This window comes from Fibrobacter intestinalis (assembly GCF_900167415.1).
In the GTDB taxonomy this organism is placed as follows: Bacteria; Fibrobacterota; Fibrobacteria; order Fibrobacterales; family Fibrobacteraceae; genus Hallerella; species Hallerella intestinalis.
The window spans coordinates 16,155-34,428 of sequence record NZ_FUWU01000035.1 but is presented as its reverse complement, the minus strand read 5'-3'; the positions used below and the strand labels follow the sequence as shown (position 1 = coordinate 34,428).

Annotated in this window: 25 protein-coding genes and 3 tRNA genes; 20 read left to right on the top strand and 8 right to left on the bottom strand. The window is 49.6% G+C overall.

Annotated features, from left to right (window positions below):
• Together B5D40_RS10095 and B5D40_RS10090 are read left to right on the top strand one after the other, a co-directional pair.
• A partial coding sequence (locus B5D40_RS10095; RefSeq protein ID WP_144319691.1) for an integrase core domain-containing protein occupies positions 1-281 on the top strand: 281 nt, incomplete at its 5' end.
• 42 nt (positions 282-323) lie between these two features.
• Positions 324-1,007, top strand: a complete 684-nt coding sequence (locus B5D40_RS10090; RefSeq protein ID WP_198951066.1) for a DNA cytosine methyltransferase — start codon at positions 324-326, stop codon at positions 1,005-1,007.
• On the opposite strand, the gene B5D40_RS10085 is transcribed toward B5D40_RS10090, so the two are convergent.
• Both B5D40_RS10085 and B5D40_RS10080 read right to left on the bottom strand, forming a co-directional pair.
• Positions 1,000-1,902 (bottom strand): restriction endonuclease, encoded by a 903-nt coding sequence (locus B5D40_RS10085; RefSeq protein WP_078776797.1) that lies wholly within the window; start codon positions 1,900-1,902, stop codon positions 1,000-1,002. The genes B5D40_RS10090 and B5D40_RS10085 overlap by 8 nt on opposite strands.
• Positions 1,902-2,057: a helix-turn-helix domain-containing protein gene (locus tag B5D40_RS10080; RefSeq protein WP_198951067.1), complete on the bottom strand. Its 156-nt coding sequence runs from the start codon at positions 2,055-2,057 to the stop codon at positions 1,902-1,904. The genes B5D40_RS10085 and B5D40_RS10080 overlap by 1 nt, the downstream gene beginning before the upstream one ends.
• A 447-nt stretch (positions 2,058-2,504) precedes the next feature.
• Between B5D40_RS10080 and B5D40_RS10075 the strand changes: the two genes are divergently transcribed.
• Genes B5D40_RS10075 through B5D40_RS15965 form a run of 3 tightly spaced genes read left to right on the top strand, consistent with a single transcriptional unit; the run spans position 2,505 to position 3,827 of the window.
• Positions 2,505-3,329, top strand: coding sequence for a hypothetical protein (locus B5D40_RS10075; RefSeq protein ID WP_078776795.1), 825 nt, complete (start codon positions 2,505-2,507; stop codon positions 3,327-3,329).
• Complete coding sequence (locus B5D40_RS10070) at positions 3,323-3,664, top strand: DMT family protein (protein ID WP_198951068.1); 342 nt, start codon at positions 3,323-3,325, stop codon at positions 3,662-3,664. Before B5D40_RS10075 ends, B5D40_RS10070 begins: the two co-directional genes overlap by 7 nt.
• A 10-nt stretch (positions 3,665-3,674) precedes the next feature.
• A complete protein-coding gene (locus B5D40_RS15965) occupies positions 3,675-3,827 on the top strand; it encodes a hypothetical protein (RefSeq protein WP_181949981.1) in 153 nt (50 codons plus the stop codon).
• Between the two features lie 12 nt (positions 3,828-3,839).
• On the opposite strand, the gene B5D40_RS10065 is transcribed toward B5D40_RS15965, so the two are convergent.
• A complete protein-coding gene (locus B5D40_RS10065) occupies positions 3,840-5,363 on the bottom strand; it encodes a hypothetical protein (protein ID WP_158222175.1) in 1,524 nt (507 codons plus the stop codon).
• Positions 5,364-5,417: 54 nt separating this feature from the next.
• Here B5D40_RS10065 and hemH point away from each other — a divergent pair, with 54 nt between their 5' ends.
• A complete protein-coding gene (hemH, locus tag B5D40_RS10060; protein WP_158222176.1) occupies positions 5,418-6,398 on the top strand; it encodes a ferrochelatase in 981 nt (326 codons plus the stop codon).
• Positions 6,388-7,476 (top strand): BamA/TamA family outer membrane protein, encoded by a 1,089-nt coding sequence (locus tag B5D40_RS10055; protein WP_143394494.1) that lies wholly within the window; start codon positions 6,388-6,390, stop codon positions 7,474-7,476. The genes hemH and B5D40_RS10055 overlap by 11 nt, the downstream gene beginning before the upstream one ends.
• 177 nt (positions 7,477-7,653) lie before the next feature.
• Here the strand turns inward: B5D40_RS10055 and B5D40_RS10050 are convergent, their stop codons facing one another.
• From B5D40_RS10050 to B5D40_RS10035, 4 genes are read right to left on the bottom strand one after another with little or no spacing between them, the layout of a single operon-like run.
• The gene (locus tag B5D40_RS10050; protein WP_078776791.1) at positions 7,654-8,046 is read right to left on the bottom strand and encodes an NADH-quinone oxidoreductase subunit A; all 393 of its coding nucleotides are present in this window, start codon (positions 8,044-8,046) and stop codon (positions 7,654-7,656) included.
• Positions 8,047-8,062: 16 nt separating this feature from the next.
• Positions 8,063-9,469: a hypothetical protein gene (locus B5D40_RS10045; protein WP_078776790.1), complete on the bottom strand. Its 1,407-nt coding sequence runs from the start codon at positions 9,467-9,469 to the stop codon at positions 8,063-8,065.
• A gap of 19 nt (positions 9,470-9,488) precedes the next feature.
• On the bottom strand, positions 9,489-10,598 hold the full coding sequence (locus B5D40_RS10040) for a serine/threonine protein kinase (protein ID WP_073306007.1): 1,110 nt from the start codon (positions 10,596-10,598) through the stop codon (positions 9,489-9,491).
• 14 nt (positions 10,599-10,612) lie between these two features.
• Entirely contained in the window at positions 10,613-11,440 is an 828-nt protein-coding gene (locus tag B5D40_RS10035; RefSeq protein WP_073306006.1) for an LOG family protein, read from the bottom strand.
• A 303-nt stretch (positions 11,441-11,743) separates the two neighbouring features.
• On the opposite strand from B5D40_RS10035, the gene B5D40_RS10030 reads away from it, so the two are divergent.
• Positions 11,744-11,956 carry a DUF6812 domain-containing protein gene (locus B5D40_RS10030; protein WP_073306005.1) on the top strand — a complete coding sequence of 71 codons (213 nt, stop codon included), beginning with the start codon at positions 11,744-11,746 and terminating at the stop codon, positions 11,954-11,956.
• A gap of 55 nt (positions 11,957-12,011) precedes the next feature.
• Here B5D40_RS10030 and B5D40_RS10025 read toward each other — a convergent pair whose 3' ends face one another.
• On the bottom strand, positions 12,012-12,461 hold the full coding sequence (locus tag B5D40_RS10025) for an acyl-CoA thioesterase (protein ID WP_073306004.1): 450 nt from the start codon (positions 12,459-12,461) through the stop codon (positions 12,012-12,014).
• 315 nt (positions 12,462-12,776) lie between these two features.
• Here B5D40_RS10025 and B5D40_RS10020 point away from each other — a divergent pair.
• From B5D40_RS10020 to rpsC, 12 genes are all read left to right on the top strand, one after another.
• Positions 12,777-12,849, top strand: a tRNA-Thr gene (locus B5D40_RS10020).
• 8 nt (positions 12,850-12,857) lie between these two features.
• Positions 12,858-12,940 (top strand) — tRNA-Tyr (locus B5D40_RS10015).
• A gap of 42 nt (positions 12,941-12,982) precedes the next feature.
• Positions 12,983-13,054: transfer RNA gene (locus B5D40_RS10010), tRNA-Thr, on the top strand.
• A gap of 25 nt (positions 13,055-13,079) precedes the next feature.
• Positions 13,080-14,264, top strand: a complete 1,185-nt coding sequence (tuf, locus tag B5D40_RS10005) for an elongation factor Tu (RefSeq protein ID WP_078776789.1) — start codon at positions 13,080-13,082, stop codon at positions 14,262-14,264.
• Positions 14,265-14,273: 9 nt separating this feature from the next.
• Positions 14,274-14,582 carry a 30S ribosomal protein S10 gene (rpsJ, locus tag B5D40_RS10000; protein ID WP_078776788.1) on the top strand — a complete coding sequence of 103 codons (309 nt, stop codon included), beginning with the start codon at positions 14,274-14,276 and terminating at the stop codon, positions 14,580-14,582.
• A 4-nt stretch (positions 14,583-14,586) separates the two neighbouring features.
• Positions 14,587-15,204, top strand: a complete 618-nt coding sequence (gene rplC, locus B5D40_RS09995; RefSeq protein WP_078776787.1) for a 50S ribosomal protein L3 — start codon at positions 14,587-14,589, stop codon at positions 15,202-15,204.
• Positions 15,204-15,827 carry a 50S ribosomal protein L4 gene (gene rplD, locus B5D40_RS09990; protein ID WP_073305521.1) on the top strand — a complete coding sequence of 208 codons (624 nt, stop codon included), beginning with the start codon at positions 15,204-15,206 and terminating at the stop codon, positions 15,825-15,827. The genes rplC and rplD overlap by 1 nt, the downstream gene beginning before the upstream one ends.
• Positions 15,824-16,126, top strand: coding sequence for a 50S ribosomal protein L23 (gene rplW, locus B5D40_RS09985; protein ID WP_073305519.1), 303 nt, complete (start codon positions 15,824-15,826; stop codon positions 16,124-16,126). Before rplD ends, rplW begins: the two co-directional genes overlap by 4 nt.
• Before the next feature lie 2 nt (positions 16,127-16,128).
• A complete protein-coding gene (gene rplB, locus B5D40_RS09980) occupies positions 16,129-16,962 on the top strand; it encodes a 50S ribosomal protein L2 (protein WP_078776786.1) in 834 nt (277 codons plus the stop codon).
• Between the two features lie 3 nt (positions 16,963-16,965).
• Positions 16,966-17,247, top strand: coding sequence for a 30S ribosomal protein S19 (gene rpsS, locus B5D40_RS09975; protein ID WP_073305515.1), 282 nt, complete (start codon positions 16,966-16,968; stop codon positions 17,245-17,247).
• Positions 17,247-17,603 (top strand): 50S ribosomal protein L22, encoded by a 357-nt coding sequence (gene rplV, locus B5D40_RS09970; protein WP_073305513.1) that lies wholly within the window; start codon positions 17,247-17,249, stop codon positions 17,601-17,603. Before rpsS ends, rplV begins: the two co-directional genes overlap by 1 nt.
• 3 nt (positions 17,604-17,606) lie before the next feature.
• Entirely contained in the window at positions 17,607-18,272 is a 666-nt protein-coding gene (gene rpsC / locus B5D40_RS09965) for a 30S ribosomal protein S3 (protein WP_078776785.1), read from the top strand.
• Positions 18,273-18,274: the final 2 nt, after the last annotated feature.

Genomic DNA, 18,274 nt, shown 5'->3' with positions numbered 1-18,274 from the left:
CCTTCCATCCGCAAAGCAACGGGAAAGTGGAACGTTTTCACAAGACCCTCAAGGCGGAGGAAGTCCGTCGTGACGCTTACCAGGACTATTCCGATGCAAAGAGGAAAATGTCGGACTGGATCAATTACTACAACTCGGAACGGCTACATTCCGCAATCGGATTCCTGACTCCTGACGAGGTTTTCGCAGGAAAGATGGAGGAACGACTTGCAGAACGAAGAACAAAATTGTATAATGCGACAAGAGAACGTGAGGATTATTGGGCTAACCAACAGATCTGACAGACTCCCTTATTAGCTTTGCCAAAATTTTCCAAGTTCAACTTGGGCGGGACAGAAAAGGACGGACACCGTTTTGAAGTTTTCCGGGAATACACGGACTGCCTTTATTCGGCTTATGGAACAAAATGGAACGGAAATGCCGCAGCCTATAACGGTTCTCTTTTTGTTGTGCAGGACGACCGTCTTCGGAGGTTTACCCCGCTCGAATGCGAACGTCTAATGGGATTTCCGGACAATTATACGCTCGTTGATTCTGTCCGACCGACAAACCGCTATCAAGGTGTCGGAAATTCATGGGCAGTGCCGGTTGTAAAATGGATTGGTTCAAGAATTAAGAATTACCCGGTGGAACAATTCCTTATCAGCAAAGATGACTTTGGATTGTGGGCAAAGACGGCTTCTTTGGGCGATTCTGCGTTCTTGCTTGATTTGGGAAAAGAACCTGTAACGCTTCAAGACGGCGTTGTGTTGAACGGAACGGAAATCCCGGAAAATATAAAGCCTTCAAACATTGCCGAAATTGTAGAAGTAAACGCTGCCGAAAATCTATTCATTTCTCCGGTAGGTTGTGCAGGAATCTTGAGAAGAAAAAACGAGCGGAACCTTTGCATAAATGCCAGACTTGAAAAAGTGCTTTCTTCAATATCCTCCGAATGGTCGGAGGAAAAAATTCAAAGGATTTCCCTTGTTCAACCTCGGGGGGCTTACAGCAAGTGCGTTATTTAGAAAGCTTTTTTATGAGTTCTTTCCGCCACCGTTCAATATCATACCAGCCGCAGCCAATGCAGCCTTTTTCCGCTTCCTTGCCGGTCTTTGGAATCGACGGATTCCATTTTTCAGTCCCCTCATAAAAGAAAGGAATTCCATAAATAATCCCGCGCTCGCCTGTTTGAAAGCATTTTCTGCAAACCTCGCGCTTTTGCTGATTCCGTTGGTTCGAAATGAGCTGGAAGTCCCGCAGGATTTCCTCATCGGTCAGATTTTCAAGGCTTTCTCGCTTTGTGCTGTTGTCCCAACGAATTTCCGAAAATTTATGGTCGGGCAAAAGCCCTTCCTTTTTCGTCTGTTTCGCTTCGAACGCGTCGTACCTTTTCAAAAGGTTGACAATTCTTGCACGAAGTTTCGGACTCCACGTTTCGTATCCTGTTATTCCTCCGCGCTTAAGCGGCACGAGTACCAAATGGGTTGTCGTTTTTTTGCATTTCGGACAAAATTCGGAAAGCTTTGTTGCGATTGTATAGCCACATTCTTTTAAGTCCTGAACCCTTCTCGCCCAGTTCGGATTTTGCGGGAGTTCACAGTTCACGCATTTGTATTTAAAATCTTCAGCGAGCTTGTCAAAAAACGGCTTTGTGACGTCGGCTTTTGTCCCTTTCCAAAATGCACCCTGTTCTTTTTTCCAATTTTTCCATTTTGCGGGATTTATTTCTTTGTAAACGTTCTCAAGATACTCATGCATTTTATTTGAATCGTTTTCTGGAATATCAAGCCCCGTTCTTCTGTATTGAATCGGAACAGAAGTTTTTACGCAAATACCGTTCGGATAGTGAAAAACGACATCGACATATTTTTCAGAAGCCTTTGAATGGCTACGTATTCCGCAAATCTTAATTTTGTCCATCAACCGTTTTCCCAAAACAATTCTTTCAACGTTATATGCAACGCTTTCGCTATTTTCAAAAGGGTCAAATAAGACGGATTGCGCACGCCCCGCTCCAGCCCCGACACGTATGTTCTATCCAATTGAGTCGCATCGGCAAAGTCTTCTTGCGACAAATTTCTTTCTTTCCGCAATTTTTTAATCGTTCTCCGAGTTTGCCGAGTTCGCTATATTCGCCATTTGTCATGCTTCTATTATAATTGATGTAGCCGATAAATCAACGGACGATTGTCTACAAAAAAAAACAAACCCCGAAGAAAATCTCCAGGGTTGCTTGGGCTTTGGAACGGCGGGTTTACTTTTCGTCGTTCCACCAGGAACCGTCATCTTCGTCAATCGGATTGCTTTTAACGAAAAATTCCCTGTTCCAGGTTTCGTATTCCCTGCCGAGCAGGCGTTTGTTTTCTTCTTTCATCTTTTTCCCTTGCCAAGGTTGTCTTCCCGGCGATTTCGTCTCTTAACTCAAGTAGACGGAAATAGTATACTTAAATAAGGGTGAAAAGAAAATGCCATTTTGTAAAAAGAGTGCGAAATTTTTGTAAACAATGCTAATTTTGAAGAGTATGAAAAAGTATCCCGTAAAATTTTCGCTTTTTCTCGCTCTGCTTTCTGCGGCGATAGTCCCGATTTGCGCGCTTTATTATGCGGGGCTTTATGCTCTGGATTTTTTGGGTATGCTTTCCATTTTCTCGACTTTGTTCACGGTGGCGGATGTCGTTTTGCCTCTGCTATTTTTGTTTTCGGTTTGGGGATTCGCCTATTTGTTCCGGGCGATTTTACGGAGCTTGCCGACAGAAACTCGGGAAAAGAAATTGCTGCAAAACACTTGGAATTTGTTCGTCTTTGGGGCGGTCGCTTTGACGGTCTTGTCGCCGCTTTATTCCATTGTTCAGGGAAGCGTCTCGCTTCGCGTCTTGTGGAATTTCTTTTTTGGCGCGGAATGGTTCGTGGGAATTTTGATGGGTGCGTGCCTTGCCCGGGCTGCTTTTCGGGGGCGTCGCTGGTTGCTGTTCTTTTTGGGAATTACAGCGTCGCTTTCTGTCGCTTCGGATTTCAACTGTTGCAAATACATCCAGCCGTTGTTTGACAAGCACACTCTTGCCGAAGAAGTCGGCGAAGACGTTTCGGGCGGGGACTTGCTTTTTTCGCTGTGGGGGATTTCCCCGGCGGAATTTGATGCGCTGGACGACGAATCCTTTGCTGACATTCAAGAGGTTTCCTTTTCGATGTTTGCGCTGGTCGCTGCGCTTTTTGCCGCCTGGATTGCTTTTCATTCTGCCATGGCGACAGCTTTTTTTGTTTTGTGCGCTCTTTATTTTGTCGGTAAAAATGATGAGCAAAATAGGCAGGATGGATGCTGCCTTGAGGATGCTTCACGAATATGTTGAAAGTCGCTTTGATTACGGCGGGCGTTTTGGTCTGCTCCAATTTGTTCATGACATTTGCCTGGTATGGGCATCTCAAGTTTCTCGATTCCAAACCGTGGTATATCGCCGCTGTGGTCAGTTGGGGAATTGCCCTTTTTGAATATATGCTTCAGGTGCCTGCCAATCGCTACGGCTATTCGGCGTTGAATGTCGTTCAGCTCAAGGTGATTCAGGAAGCGGTTGCGCTGACTGTTTTTGCGCCGTTTGCGGTGCTGGTTATGAATCAGCCGCTGAAATGGGATTATCTCTGGTCCGCGTTGTGCCTGATTGGAGCGGTGTATTTCGCTTTCCGTTAAATGGAGATTCATGCTGACGACTTTTCTCATCGTGCTCGGCGTTTTGACGCTTTTCGGTCTTGGCACAGCAAAAGACGCTTGCGCGATTACGCTCTTATTGAAAATTCTGCCGTTTCTCTTGTTCGTGGCGATTTTTCTGATGATCGCATTTTGTAGCAGATAGTCCTTTTGGGATTTATGCGATTCCCGTGGATGCTTGAGCCAAAAGCGCTTCGTATTGTTGCAGTTCCTTGCTGAAATCCCCCAACGCTTTGTAGCGTTTTAAAATGAGATTCATAAAATCCTTGTAGGAACCCATGAGCAAAAAGGGGTCGCTTTGGTAGCCCGAGTATTTTTGATAGAGTGCTTTTAGGTTTTTAATGCTTTGGCGCACCTGGTTGAGAATGTCGAAGAGTTGCTCGTGGGCGTTCTGCAATCCGATCTTGTTTTGTTCGATGATTTCCGGAACGTTGGTTTGCAAAATTTCGGAGGGGAGCTTGGCGTAATCTTCATAGACGGTGTTGGCGGAAGGATTCCCGACGATGAGGCTGGATGCCCGCATCCCGTTGCGCTTGGCTTTGGCGTCAATGGAAATTTTGCAGATGTCTCCGCCCATGAAATTGCACTTGGCTCGGGTTTCTTCGCGGTGCAGGGAATTCAATGGGAAGAAGTCTTCGTGTGTTCCTAGCCGGGAAAGGGGAGCGTAGAGTGCAATGGATTCATTGAAGACGGTGACATTGTAACGGATGTATTCTTCGCCATCGATGTTTTCCGTTTTATAACGGTTTCCGCTGGAATTTTTGAAATGTTCGGTCTGGTTCAAAAGATTTTGAAACGTTTTTTTCAAATCTTCCTGATTGGGGGCGTAGGTGTTTAAAAAATGTTCTATGCCATTGTCAAACCCTTTGCGAATCGCTTCGTTGGCGGCTCGCTTGCCCCACAAATCTTTGGAAAGGAAAAGAAAATCGGTAATGCTTGTCTCGGATCGGTTGGCGATAAGCGCTTGGAGTCTGGCGATTTTGGCAAGCCCTCGCCAGCGGCTCGCAGAAATGTAGATGTTGCCTTGCTCGCATTCCGTGGCAATCGCCTGTAGCAGGGAGAGCGAGTCTTGGGAAATAGCGACGTTTTCCAGTTCCTTTTCCCACGAACGCATTTCTTCTTTGGAAATTTTCAGCTCTTCGGTGACGGAAAAACGCTGCGGGTCTCCGGCTTTGGAAAGCAGCGTTTCCAGGGCGTTCGGCGAAACCGAGTCGGGAAAGGTGAGGACAAGATGGATGCTGTCCGCCAGTTTGGCTTCGGGAAGGGCGGCGTCGGGTCTTGCGCGCCCGGAAAGGATGAGCGAATGCGCAAGGTGTTCCCCGAGAAAAGAGTCGATGGCGCTTGTCATCTGCTGAAAGCCGCTGTCGAAATTGGTGAATATCGCCAAGTCTATGGGTGCTTGCGGCAAATCGAAATGGCGAAGCCCGTACGTCTGGACTTGCAAATTCGAAAATCCGGCAAGGAGATGGTTGATGATCGCCCGCTTTCCCGCTCCTGCGCGCCCATACAGATAGGTGGGCTGTCCTGTCAGAACGGCGAGAAATGCCAAACGAAAAATGTCTTCCCGTTCAATGAGGCCGCCATCCAGCTCTTCCAATAATTTATGCATTCGTTCTGCGAGAGTCATCAAATTTCCTTTTCCCTGAAGCGCATTTTCAAGAACCCCAAGGTCTGTAGTCATGTCGTTTTTAGAAAACCTGTAGAAAATATAGACGATTTTTCTAAAATAGGCGATATGTTCGATGCGATTCTTTTTGTACAGCTGGGTTCCCCGGAAGACGCTACGCCGAAAAGCGTAGAGAAATATCTGGTCGAATTTTTGGGCGACTGGCACACTTTGGGAAATCCGCCTTTTTTTTGGAACTGGCTTTTGAAACGCATCATCGCGCCGAAACGCTCGGTGAAAAGTGCCTGCAAATATCAAGAAATGGTGCAGAAGGCGGGGCTTGGGGAAATGCCGCTGGTCTATTACACCCGGCGATTTGCCGAAGGAATTGCTTCCGCCGTGGAGTCCCGCATTGCCGTCCGCTACGCTTTTGAATTTGGAACGAAGCCATCCATTTCGGACGCTCTGCAAGAGTTTGCCGATTTGGGGAAAAAGAAAATTCGTGTCGTTCCGCTTTTTCCGCAGCGTTCCTTGGTTACGACGGTCGCCGTCCGGGATATCGCCGCAGCCTGTTTTCAAAAATTTCCGCAGCTTTCCATGGATTTTGTCGATGGCTTTGCGCTCAATCCGGTCTGGCTGGAAGAAACTTTTCAAAATGTCTTGCGCCATTGGAACGGCATTTCACCAATCGTTTTTTCCTTTCATGGAACTCCTGTTGCCTGGGCGAAAAAGGGCGACCCGTATAGCCGGGATTGCGAAGCGGAATTCGACTGGTTCCGAAAAAAAATACGGGAAGTTTCGCCGAACGCCGAAGTCCTTCTTTCTTACCAGAGCCGCTTTGGGCATGGCAAGTGGCTGGGACCTTTCACAACGGATGTCGTTGCGCAAATCGCTCAAAAGCAAAAAGAAGTGCTGCTGGTCTGCCCGTCCTTTACCGCCGAGAATTTGGAGACCCTCCATGAAATCGATGTCGAATTGCGAAATTTATTTTTGGCCGCTGGAGGCCAGAGGTTTACACGAGTCTCTTGCCTGAACGACGACGCGAATTGGGTAAAGCGGTTTGCCGAAGAAATGATGCGGGAAAATTTAGGGAGTCCATGTGAAAAATAGATGGATGTATTTGGCGTTGCTGATTTTGGTCGCAATGGGAGTGGCTTTTGCCGAGAACTCGGGAACTTCATCCGAAGAAAGTTTCCAGCGGTTTGCCGCCTTGCCGGTTTTGGGCTATGCCGAAGAAACGGGGCTCAAATACGGTGCGATGGTCATTCTTTTTACCCGACCGGATGCACCGGGAGAAAATGCGACCGCCATCGATTTTGCGGTCATGGGAACCACCAAAGGCCAGCTGGAAGTGGATGTTTCGCCGGATTTGTATTTGTTCTCCGGCTTTTTGCACTCGGACATTTCGTTTATCTATTGGAATTGGCGTGCGAAGTATTACGGAATAGGGAACGACCCCGACAGGGATTTGTACACGCGTTACGACATGGATCTTTTCAAGCTGAGCGTTCCTTTTGAAATGCGCCTTTTTCCTTCGCCGTTATCCCAGGTTCTCCATGTGGGCCCTTATTTTTATTTGGAGCACAATCGCGCTTCGTTTTCTCATGGAGACTTGGACAAGCCGGAAAATGCGGGAGGCAAGCGGTTTGGCACCGGTTATCAGATTACGTTGGACTTTCGGGATAATGTGAATTGGCCGGTTTCAGGATTTTTCGGGCAGTTTCGTCAGGTGTTTTATTCCGGGTCGTTCGGCAGCGATTTTGATTTCTTCTCGCAGACGGTGGATTTGCGGGCGTATTCCTATTTGTTTTGGGGAACTTCTGTGGCGCTGGGCACTTTTTACGAAGTAAAAAAAGGCGACGTTCCTTTTGATATGCTGGCGACGTTGGACGGTATTAAACGCTTCCGCGGCGTGGAGCGGGGAATGTTTTTGGACAGGCAGGCTTTTTCGGCGCAGGTGGAATTGAGAAAAACTCTTTTTTGGCGTCTAGCGGGAACGATTTTTTTCGAAGCGGGAAAAGTGGGACCCTATTTTTCGCAGTTGGCCCGTAACCGCTGGCATTATGCGCCGGGATTTGGCGGACGCTTTTTGCTGAACAAAAGCGAAAAAACGTATGTGCGGGGCGACTTCTCCTTGGTGGACGGTAAGTATCTGGGAATGACCGTTTATATTCGCGAAGCGTTCTAGGGAATAGTGGACGGCAATTAGTTGGGAAGTTATCAGTTGTCAGAGGCTAGTGGTTAAAGTGCATGGGAGATGCTGCTGGCAGTCGATTTCCCTAATCAAAAAATAATCTCCGCTTTTGCCGCAACAAAAAAAAGGCTTCCTTTCAGAAGCCTTTTCCAAGGAGAAATGCAAAAGTCTTTAGTCGGACAGCTTGTTCCAGTCCAGAATTCCTTTTTTGTAAAGATAAAGGTAGCCGCTCTCCAGAATCAGCAGGAACGCCAGCAGCACAAAGAGCAGACTCCACGGGCTGGACAAAAAGACGACAGCCAGCGGGTAGAGAAATGCGACTTCGATATCAAAAACCAGGAACAGCATAGCGACCATGTAATACTTGATGGGATAACGCTCGTTGGCAGAACCGGCGACGTGCGCGAGGCCGCATTCATAGGCGGTACTCTTGATAAGCACCCGTTTGATTTTTCCGGGATGCAGAAACCAGTTGGCAAGGAGCAGGAGCAGGGGGACTGCAACGGCCAAAATGACGAGAATCGTCATGGCAAAAGTCGTATCAAAAATTTGAACGTTACTCATAATGCCTTTAAAATAGTTATTTTCCGATCCATTTTTGCGCTTCGGCGGCTAAAATATCCGTGGAATCCAGCTTGAGGACCTCTTTCATTTCCTCTTTGCCTTTTTCTTCGTCCAGATGCGCTCGCAGCCGGATGTCGCCCGCATAAAAAAGCCCGCGCCGACGGATTTTTTCGTCCTTTTCCACGGATGCGCCCTTTTCAAATAATTGGACGGCGAGTTCAAAAAGCCCTTTCTTTTCGGCTTCGGAACCCCAGGCGAACCACTCAATTCCCGGAATGGTAAAGAAGTAGCGGGGGTAAAGCAGAGCTTCGGCGGTTTTATGCAAAAATTCCGAATCCACGGGGTTTTCCCGGAACAGGGAAGCAAAATTTTTGGAAAAGATTTGGGACGCGTGCTCGTATTCCGCCTTGTTCGCCAGTTCGATGGCGTCTTCCAGCTTTTTCCGCAAAAGGACTTTGGGGTTTTCCTTGCTCATTTCGCCGCTTGGGGTGCTCTGCGATTTTTTCGTGCTCGAATTGCCGAACAGTTTGGGGACTTTCAAGCCGATAAACGCTCCCAGTCCGAAAAGGGGGATTTCCAGAATGGCGACCCAGCCGAACAAATTCGGATTGGCATTCCAGTTCAGCAAGACATCCGCGATGAAAAGGGCGATGGCGATAAACGGCACGGCTTTAGGGATTTCCCGCTTGGGACCGAAAGCCACCATTCCCAAAAGCAGAGCTAGAGCCAGGCTGCATCCCGTATATGGCGTGTCCGCATAGCGAACAAAATAAGAAGCGGAAAGAGTCCCGGCAAAGATAAATCCGGAAAGGAAAACTCCCGCGATAAAGAAAAGGAAGGGCTGTAAAAATCCCCAGCGTTTTTGGAGCATCCAGATGGCGAACAGGAACGCAACGGCGAAAAGCAAAAAAGAGGGAAGGCCGGGGAATAAAAACCAGCAGGTGAAAAGCGCGACCCAAGACGATGTTTCCGGGATAAAGGATAACCGATAGATGGCGACATTTTTCGTGTAGCCTTGGATGTAACGCTTCAGTTCGGACTGATACAGTTTTTCGTCGGGAGCGATTTCATTGACGGCGTAGGATTTTTTGCCCGTCTTTTCCCACCAGTCTCGGAATTCCTCTTTCATTTGGGCGATGCGTTTTTCGGGCACCCGCGACGGATTTTCTGCGTCAAAGCGTTTCAGGTAGTCGCCCAGCTCTTCCTGGTAAATTTTTTCGGTTGGTTCTACGCCGACTTTCCGGAATGTCTCGGCACCTTCGGTTTCCCAATATTTATCGAATGCGGCAACGGCCTTCCTATGTTTCGACCATTCTTCAAAAACCGGCCCGTATTGGACGTTCAAATGGACGGCTCCAATCAGCAGGACAAAAAGAACATAGAAAGCGAATGGCGATTTGCAAAAATGGAAAAAGCGCAGCATAACGACCTCGGATTGAAATTTATTGCCTGTTTTCGCCGCGGTATTCTCGCAGCTGGTTCCACAGGAAGTCGGTATTGACGTCGTGGTAGCCCAGGGCGTTCACCCGTTCCCGCAATTTATGGGCGATGTTGAAAAGGTTTTCGCTCTTCTGCATCCGTTCGATGCTGTCGAAAGTCGTCAGCTGGTCAATCCATTCGTGGATTTCGGGGAACAGGTCGCTTTCAAAGACGTTCTGCCGTCCGGTCCGCAGGTATTCCAGGTAGCGTTCCGTAATGCGGAAGTTGTCTTCTGCAAAAATTTTGATGGTCTCGGGGAAAGGGTTCTTGCCGGTCAGATATTCGTGCATGATGATGCCGAAGCTGAAATAATCGACGGAGCTGGAAAGATTTTCTCCCATGACTGCTTGTTCCGGAGCGCTGTAGGCCGGCGTCATTTGCCCGCCGTATTCCGTGATGCTTTCCCGCAGTTTCGCCTGCGCGTAACCGAAATCGCAGACCAGAATCTTGTGGTTGTTGATGTGGGACGGATCCTGGCACAGCAGAAGATTCTTGGGCTTTAAGTCCTTGTGCACAATCTGGTAGTAGTGCAGCTGGCTTATCGTGTTGGCTAGGTAGGCGATTTGCGCTACGCGGGGAATCAATTCTTCTTCGGAAAGTTCCGTTTTGAACATCTTGTCCAGGGAACAGCCCTTGATGAGTTCCATTTTCAGGTAGGGAAGCCGCCCCGCGATGCCGCCGCCCAGACTTTGCGCCACGCCTTCGATATTGGTCGCCCGAATCAGGTTGTTGATGCGGATTTCGTCTTCGAAGGAGCTGATGATCATATTTAGGCGATGCAGACGGTTCGCTCCGGGCGTCACATAGTATTTGCAGAATTTTACGACGATAAGTCGCTCTCCGTGCTTTCCGCTTTCGCCGGGGCGTTCAATCCAGTAGTTGGCGCGGAACAAGTCGTTCGTTCCGTCTTGAGTCAGGCGGTCTTGCAGGTGGATGCGTTCAACGGCTCCGCTATGCAGGTAAACCGGATTGTGGTCCAGCCACCATTGGTAATCGTCCATCGAGTAGTGCTCGCGGAGGGCGAGTTTTCGCGACCAGCGGTCAAAGAATTCGGCAAATCGATTTTTTATCACGGGGCGCAATTTAGCTATTTGCGGTTTCCGAAATGGTGCACTCCTGTGGCGGACGGCACTTTGCTGTGCTTTTCCAGAATGCGGGTCACGTAGGCGTAGGCGTCGCCGATGTCGCTCGTCAGGTGGAAGATGTTCAAATCCTCTTCGCTGATCATGCCCGTATCCACAAGGTATTCCCAGTTAATCAGATTGTTCCAGTAATCTTCTCCGAACAGGACGATGGGAATCTGTTCGTGCAATTTGTTGGTTTGAATCAAGGTCAGCGCTTCAAACAGTTCGTCCAGAGTGCCAAATCCTCCGGGGAACGCGATCAGGGCGCGGGCTTTGAACAGGAACCAGAATTTGCGGATGAAGAAATAGCGGAATTGCAAATTCAAATGCGAGTCGATATACGGGTTCGGGTGCTGCTCGAAAGGCAATTTGATATTGAATCCGATGGATGGGATTTTGGCTTCATGTGCGCCGCGATTGCCCGCTTCCATAATGCCGGGACCGCCGCCGGTACAAATTCCATAATGCCCGTCTTTGTGCTTGTTCGCCCAGGCTCCGAAAAGCTTTGCCAGATCTCTGGCCGCATCGTAATATTCCGCAACTTTGGCAAGGCGCTCCAGCCGTTTGATTTCTTTGGGCTGCGTCGCCGCTTTGAGTTGTTTTTTCACATCCCGTGTTCCCAGCGTTCGCGCGGAACCGAACATAACGATGGTGTTTTGGACGTTCGCTTGGTCCAGCACTTCGCCGGGAGCCCGAAATTCAGAGAGAATCCGCATTTGCCGTCCGGCATCGCTTTCTAGAAACTGCTGATTTTGATAGGCCAACACGGGTTCTTGTTTTTTCGTCGCCATAGAAACTCCTTTTTTTATTCAAAATCAAAATACAACAAAAAAAGAGGGATGGAGTTTTTTTCTTCCCTTTTCAAAGAAGAAAAATTTCTTATGCTCGCCTCTAAAAATGGCTTTGTCGAAGCACACTAACCGGCTGTCTCTAAGTTTATCGAAGGGCAGGGAGCAGTTAAGAGTTAGGAGTTGGGAGTTGGGAGTTATGAGTTGGAACTGAGAACTGACAACTAGTCACTCTAAAGCAACCGATTTTTTGAAAATGAATTTTTAGAGATGGCCTTATGGCCGCAGAAAGGTTATATTTAAGCCATGCTGGTAAAAATTTGGACAGACTCATTTATTATTACGGGTGAAATCGATACGATGCGCGACGAACGCTTGACCGACTACGTTCGCGAGAACAAGGAATTTATTGCGGTGACGCAGGTCAATGTAACGGATCGCGCCGGAAAAGACCTTTTTCGGACACATTTTTTAAATGTGAGCACGAATCATATCGAAATCATTTTGCCCGCGGAATAATTTTAAACTTTCTGCGAGAAGCAAAGAGGGGCGGTTTCCCGACCATCCATGGTTTTTAAGACGGGTTTTCGGAAGGAAAAAAGGTGTCGAGTACCGGCTGGGGCGCTTGACGGCAAGGCTTGTCATGGAAGGTGAAGATATGCGTCGTTTTTCCTGTCGTGCGAAGCTCGCCGCCAACGGTCACTTTATAAGTAAAGCAAAAACGCAGACGATCGATTTGACTTAATTGTAATTGGATATCGACGACTTCTCCGTAACGGCAGGGCTTTATGAATTGCGTTTCTATAGAAAGAAGGGGGCTGTGGTAGCCTTCGGCTTCAAATCGGCTGAAAGGAATTCCGTTTTCCCGGAAAATTTCCGTTCGGGCTTGCTCGAACCAGATGGCATAGACGGAATGGTGAACGATTCCCATGGCGTCGGTTTCGGCGTAGCGGACTTCAATGTGGGCCGTATATTCAACGGGGCTGATTTTGGGAGAAAACACATGCGAAGTGGCGGTGGCCATAACGCCTCCTTGAAAATGAAAAAGAGAGACCGCTGTCCGGCAAAATATACTCGAAATGGAAAAATAAAGCTATGAAAAGGGCTGCGTTTCGTCGGAATTTTTGCCAACCATGAAAATAAGGAAAGGAAGAAATGTCTTGCTCCGATTTTAGGATTTTAAAATTTATCCACATTATGAATGGGGATATTTACAATTTGTCCACAACAAAACGAAAAAAATGAAAAGAAAAAAGGGGAAAAAAGATTTTTTTTGCGGGAAATCGGCGAATTTTCCTTGACAAATGCGCAAGATTCATCTAGATTTGGCGTTACTCGTGCCAAAGTAGCTCAGCTGGTAGAGCAGCTGATTTGTAATCAGCCGGTCGTAGGTTCGATTCCTATCTTTGGCTTGACAAATGGGTCGTTGCCCGAGTGGTTAAAGGGGACGGACTGTAAATCCGTTGACTTACGTCTACCGTGGTTCGAAACCACGACGGCCCACGTTTCAAATCTCCCCTGCCGTGAATGCGGCAGGGGAGTAATGCCCAGGTAGCTCAGTGGTAGAGCACTTCCTTGGTAAGGAAGAGGTCTCGAGTTCAAATCCCGATCTGGGCTCTTAACAATTCGGAGGCTATGTTTTATGGCAAAAGAGAAGTTTGAAAGAACGAAGCCGCACTGCAACATCGGCACTATCGGCCACGTTGACCACGGCAAGACGACGCTGACGGCTGCAATCTGCACGACGCTGGCCGCGAAGGGTCTGGCAGCGGCGAAGAAGTTCGACGAGATCGACAACGCGCCCGAAGAGAAGGCCCGCGGCATCACGATCAACACGTCGCACGTGGAATACCAGACGGAGAACCGCCACTACGCGCACGTCGACTGCCCGGGGCACGCCGACTACGTGAAGAACATGGTCACCGGCGCCGCCCAGATGGACGGTGCAATCCTCGTCGTCGCGGCGACCGACGGCCCGATGCCGCAGACCCGCGAGCACATCCTCCTCGCGCACCAGGTCGGCGTCCCCAAGATCGTCGTGTTCCTGAACAAGTGCGACATGGTTGACGACCCGGAACTCCTCGAACTCGTCGAGGAGGAAGTCCGCGACCTGCTGAAGCAGTACGGCTACGACGGCGACAACACCCCGATCATCCGCGGATCCGCGCTGAAGGCCCTCGAAGGCGACGCGGAATACCAGGAGAAGATCATGGAACTTATGAACGCCGTCGACGAATACATTCCGCAGCCGCAGCGCGAAGTGGACAAGCCGTTCCTGATGCCGATCGAAGACGTTTTCACGATCACTGGCCGCGGCACCGTCGCGACTGGCCGTATCGAACGCGGCAAGATCAACCTGAACGACAAGGTCGAGCGCGTCGGCCTCGGCGACACGGTCGAATACGTCGTGACCGGCGTCGAGATGTTCCGCAAGCTGCTCGACGACGCCCAGGCTGGCGACAACGTTGGCCTTTTGCTCCGCGGCGCGGAGAAGAAGGACATCATCCGTGGCATGGTCCTCGCCGCCCCGAAGTCCGTCACCCCGCACGCCCATTTCAAGGGCCAGATCTACGTTCTGAAGAAGGAAGAGGGCGGCCGCCACACGCCGTTCATGAACGGGTACCGCCCGCAGTTCTACTTCCGCACGACGGACGTGACAGGCACGATCAAGCTCCCGGAAGGCGTCGAGATGGTGACCCCGGGCGACACCGTGACCATCGACGTGGAGCTCATCGCCCCTGTAGCGATGGAACAGCAGCTCCGCTTCGCCATCCGCGAAGGCGGCCGCACCGTCGGCGCCGGCTCCGTAACCGAAATCATCAAGTAAGGAATAACAATGGCTGGTGAACACATTCGTATTTCCTTGAAGTGCTTCGATCATCGTATGCTTGATCGTTCTGCTCAAGATATTGTAAATACGGCTAAGAATACGGGAGCCCGCATTGCGGGTCCTATCCCTCTCCCAACTAAGATTCAAAAGTACACGATTCTCCGTTCTCCACACGTCAATAAGACTTCTCGGGAACAGTTTGAATCCCGTACCCACAAACGCTTGATTGACATTCTGGACGCTACTCCGCAGACGGTCGATTCCCTGATGAAATTGGAATTGCCCGCAGGTGTTGATGTCGAAATTAAGGTGTAATACAATGAACGGTATTCTTGCAAAAAAGCTGGGAATGACCCAAGTATTCACGGATAACGGAGAATGCGTTCCTGTAACGGTTCTCGAAGCCGGTCCGTGCGTGGTCGTTTGCCACAAGACAGAAGAAAAAGACGGCTATACCGCCATTCAGGTCGGTTTTGGCTTAATCAAGGAATCGCGTGCCGACAAGGCGACCATTGGACATTTCAAAAAGGCTAACCTCGACGTTCGTGGTTACCTCGCTGAATTTGACGTGGAAAATCTTGAAGATTGGCCGATTGGCAAGGAATTCGGAGCTGCGGATTTCGCCGAAGTGAAAATGGTTGACGTCTCTGGTATTTCCAAGGGTCACGGTTTTTCCGGCACGATCAAGCGCTACAATTTCCACAGCGGTCCCCGTGGTCACGGCACTCACAATATGCGTGAACCGGGCGGTCTTTCTGCTCACTCCTATCCGGGTCGTGTTTTCCCGGGTAAGAAGATGGCAGGTCAGTATGGTAACAAGAAGGTCACCGTCAAGCATCTCCAGGTGGTTAAGGTGGACAGTGACCGCAATTTGATTTTTGTTCGCGGCGCTGTTCCTGGCCCGAAGAACGGAGTCATCGTGGTGAGGAAAGGCTAATGGCAAAGGCTAAGCTCTACGCCGCTAGCGGCGAATTCAAAAACGAAATAGATCTTCCTGCTGTGTTTGACACAGAAGTGAATAAGGTCTGCATTTATCTGCACATCAAGGCGATTCTCAACAACCTCCGTCAGGGAACTGCCCAGACCAAGACCCGTTCTCAAGTCAGCGGCGGTACGACAAAGCCCTGGAAGCAAAAGGGAACTGGTCGCGCTCGCGCTGGTCAGAATACTTCTGCCGTGTGGGTTCGTGGTAACAAGGCTCATGGTCCGAAATCCCATGACTACTTCGAAAAGGTGAACAAGAAGGTCAAGCGTCTCGCTTTCCATTCCGCTCTTTCCGATAAGGCCCAAGAAGGCAAGGTTCTCGTGTTCGAAAGCCTGTCCTTTGACGCACCGAAGACGAAGGATTTCCTCTCGGTGGTCAAGAAAGCTGGACTCGAACAGCGTAACGCCCTCTTCTTGGTCGGCTCGAACGATAAGAATCTCCGTCTCTCGTCGGCTAACGTTCCTTGGGTTCGTACAGCTCGCGTTCAGGACGTGAATACTTACGATCTTGTCCGCGCTAACAATATCGCGATTTCCCAGGATGCCCTGGGTGAACTCACTGGAGGCTCCAGATGAAAGAACTCCATGAAATTCTGAAAGAACCGCACATTACCGAAAGTTCTTCGAAGAATATGGTAAACCCGCGCACGGGTGTCCGCAAGTATGTATTCAAGGTCGGTCTTTCCGCTACCAAGCAGGAAATCAAGAACGCAATCGAATCCCGTTTCAATGTAAAGGTCGATTCGGTCAATACCTTGATCAACCGCGGCAAGATGAAACGAGTACGCACTGCTGTAGGCAAAAAGTCCAACTGGAAGAAAGCCTACATCACTTTGCAGGCCGGCAATAAAATTGCCGAGTTAGAAGGAGTGTAACCATGGGTCTGAAAAGTTATAGACCGCTTACCCCGACTCTGCGTTACAAGCAGTTGAACGATAAGAAGGAAATTACCGCTGACAAGCCGTATAAGCCTCTTACCGTCGGAAAAAAGCGTAGCTCTGGCCGCAGCAACGTAGGTGAAATCACCTCTCGTCGTCGTGGCGGTGGACACAAGAGATCCTACCGTATTATTGACTTCAAACGTAAACGCGCGGGCATTTCCTGCACCGTTGAAACGATTGAATACGATCCGAACCGTTCCGCATACATTGCCCTCGTCAAGTATATCGATGGCAAGCGTCAATATATCATTGCGCCTGCGGGAATCAAAGTCGGAGACGTCCTCAATTCTGGTGAAGGTGCCGAATACCGTCTTGGCAACGCCCTTCCGTTGAAGGACATTCCGCTGAACGCGACGATTCACAACATTGAAATGATTCCGGGCAAGGGCGCTCAGATCGCTCGTTCTGCCGGTGCCTGTGCGGAACTGGTTGCCAAGGATGGCAAGCTTTGCCAGGTCAAGCTTCCGAGTGGCGAAATCCGTCTGATTCCGGAAGATGCTTTGGCTACAGTCGGCCAGGTTTCCAATGTGGACCACATGAACGAGAATTCCGGTTCTGCTGGCCGTTCTCGCTGGCTCGGCATTCGTCCGTCTGTCCGTGGTGTCGTGATGAACCCGGTGGATCACCCGCTCGGTGGTGGTGAAGGTCGAACCTCCGGTGGCCGTCACCCCTGCTCTCCGTGGGGTAAGAACTCCAAGGGTAAGAAAACTCGTAACAACAAGCGTACCGACCATTATATTGTGCGTCGTCGCCAGAAGAAGAGGGCATAAGCTATGTCGAGATCCCTTAAGAAAGGTGCTTTCGTGGATTCCCACGTTTTGGTCAAGACCAAGGCTATGGCAAGCTCCGACAAGAAGCAGCCCATCAAGACCTGGTCCCGTCGTTCTACCATCATCCCCGATATGGTCGGTTTGACTTTTGCCGTGTACAATGGCAAGCAGTTCATTCCGGTTTATGTAACGGAAAACATGGTTGGCCATAAACTCGGTGAATTTTCTCCCACTCGTATCTTCCGCGGTCACCGCAAGGCTGAAGCCGCAGGAGGAAGCAAGTAATGAAAGCTACAGCAAAAGTAAAGAATATCCGTTATGGTGTTCGCAAGCTCCGTCTGGTTGCGGATCTGGTGCGCGGCAAGTCTGTTGATCAGGCTTTCGCCATGCTCTCCATTCTTCACAATAAGAAGAAGGGTGCTCCCATTGTTGAAAACGCTCTGAAGTCCGCCGTCGCGAATTTCAAGCAGAAGGCTTCGGGTGCCGTCGTTACGGAAGAACTCAGAATCGATATGATTGCCGCCGATGGAGCGACCATCATGAAGCGTATGCGTCCGCGTTCTCACGGAAGTGCCGACCGCATCGCAAAACCGTTGTCTCACTTGACCGTCGTTGTTGCTGACAACGCTGATAAGGAGTAAACTATGGGTCAGAAAACTCATCCGTATGGTCTTCGTCTCGGCGTCATCGATGATTGGCAGTCTAAGTGGTATGCCAAAGATGATAAGTTCGCCGATTTCCTCTATGAGGATATTGTTCTTCGTCGCTACCTGATGAAGCGTTTTGAACACGCCTCCCTGGCTAAGGTCGGCATCGAACGCACCGTCAAGAAAGTGAACGTAAATCTTTTCACCGCCCGTCCGGGTGTCGTGATTGGCAAAAAGGGCGAAGAATTGGATCGCTTGAAGAGCGAACTCCAATATCTCACCGGAAAAGAAATCTATATTAGCGTCCACGAAATCAAGCGTCCGGAAGCAGATGCGAAGTTGGTTGCAGAAAACATTGCTCGCCAGCTTGAAAAGCGTGTTTCTTTCCGCCGCGCGATGAAGCGTGCGATGCAGAGCGCTATGCGCATGGGCATCGAAGGCATCAAGATTCAATGCGGTGGCCGTCTCGGCGGTGCCGAAATCGCCCGCGTTGAAAAGTATGCGGAAGGTCGCGTTCCTCTGCACACCCTTCGTGCCGATATTGACTATGCCACAGCTACCGCAAAGACCGTTTACGGTTCTGTCGGAGTCAAGGTCTGGATCATGCACGGCGAAAAGATTGGCAAGGACGTCTTGTCGTCTGAACCTAAGAGAGAGAAGTAATT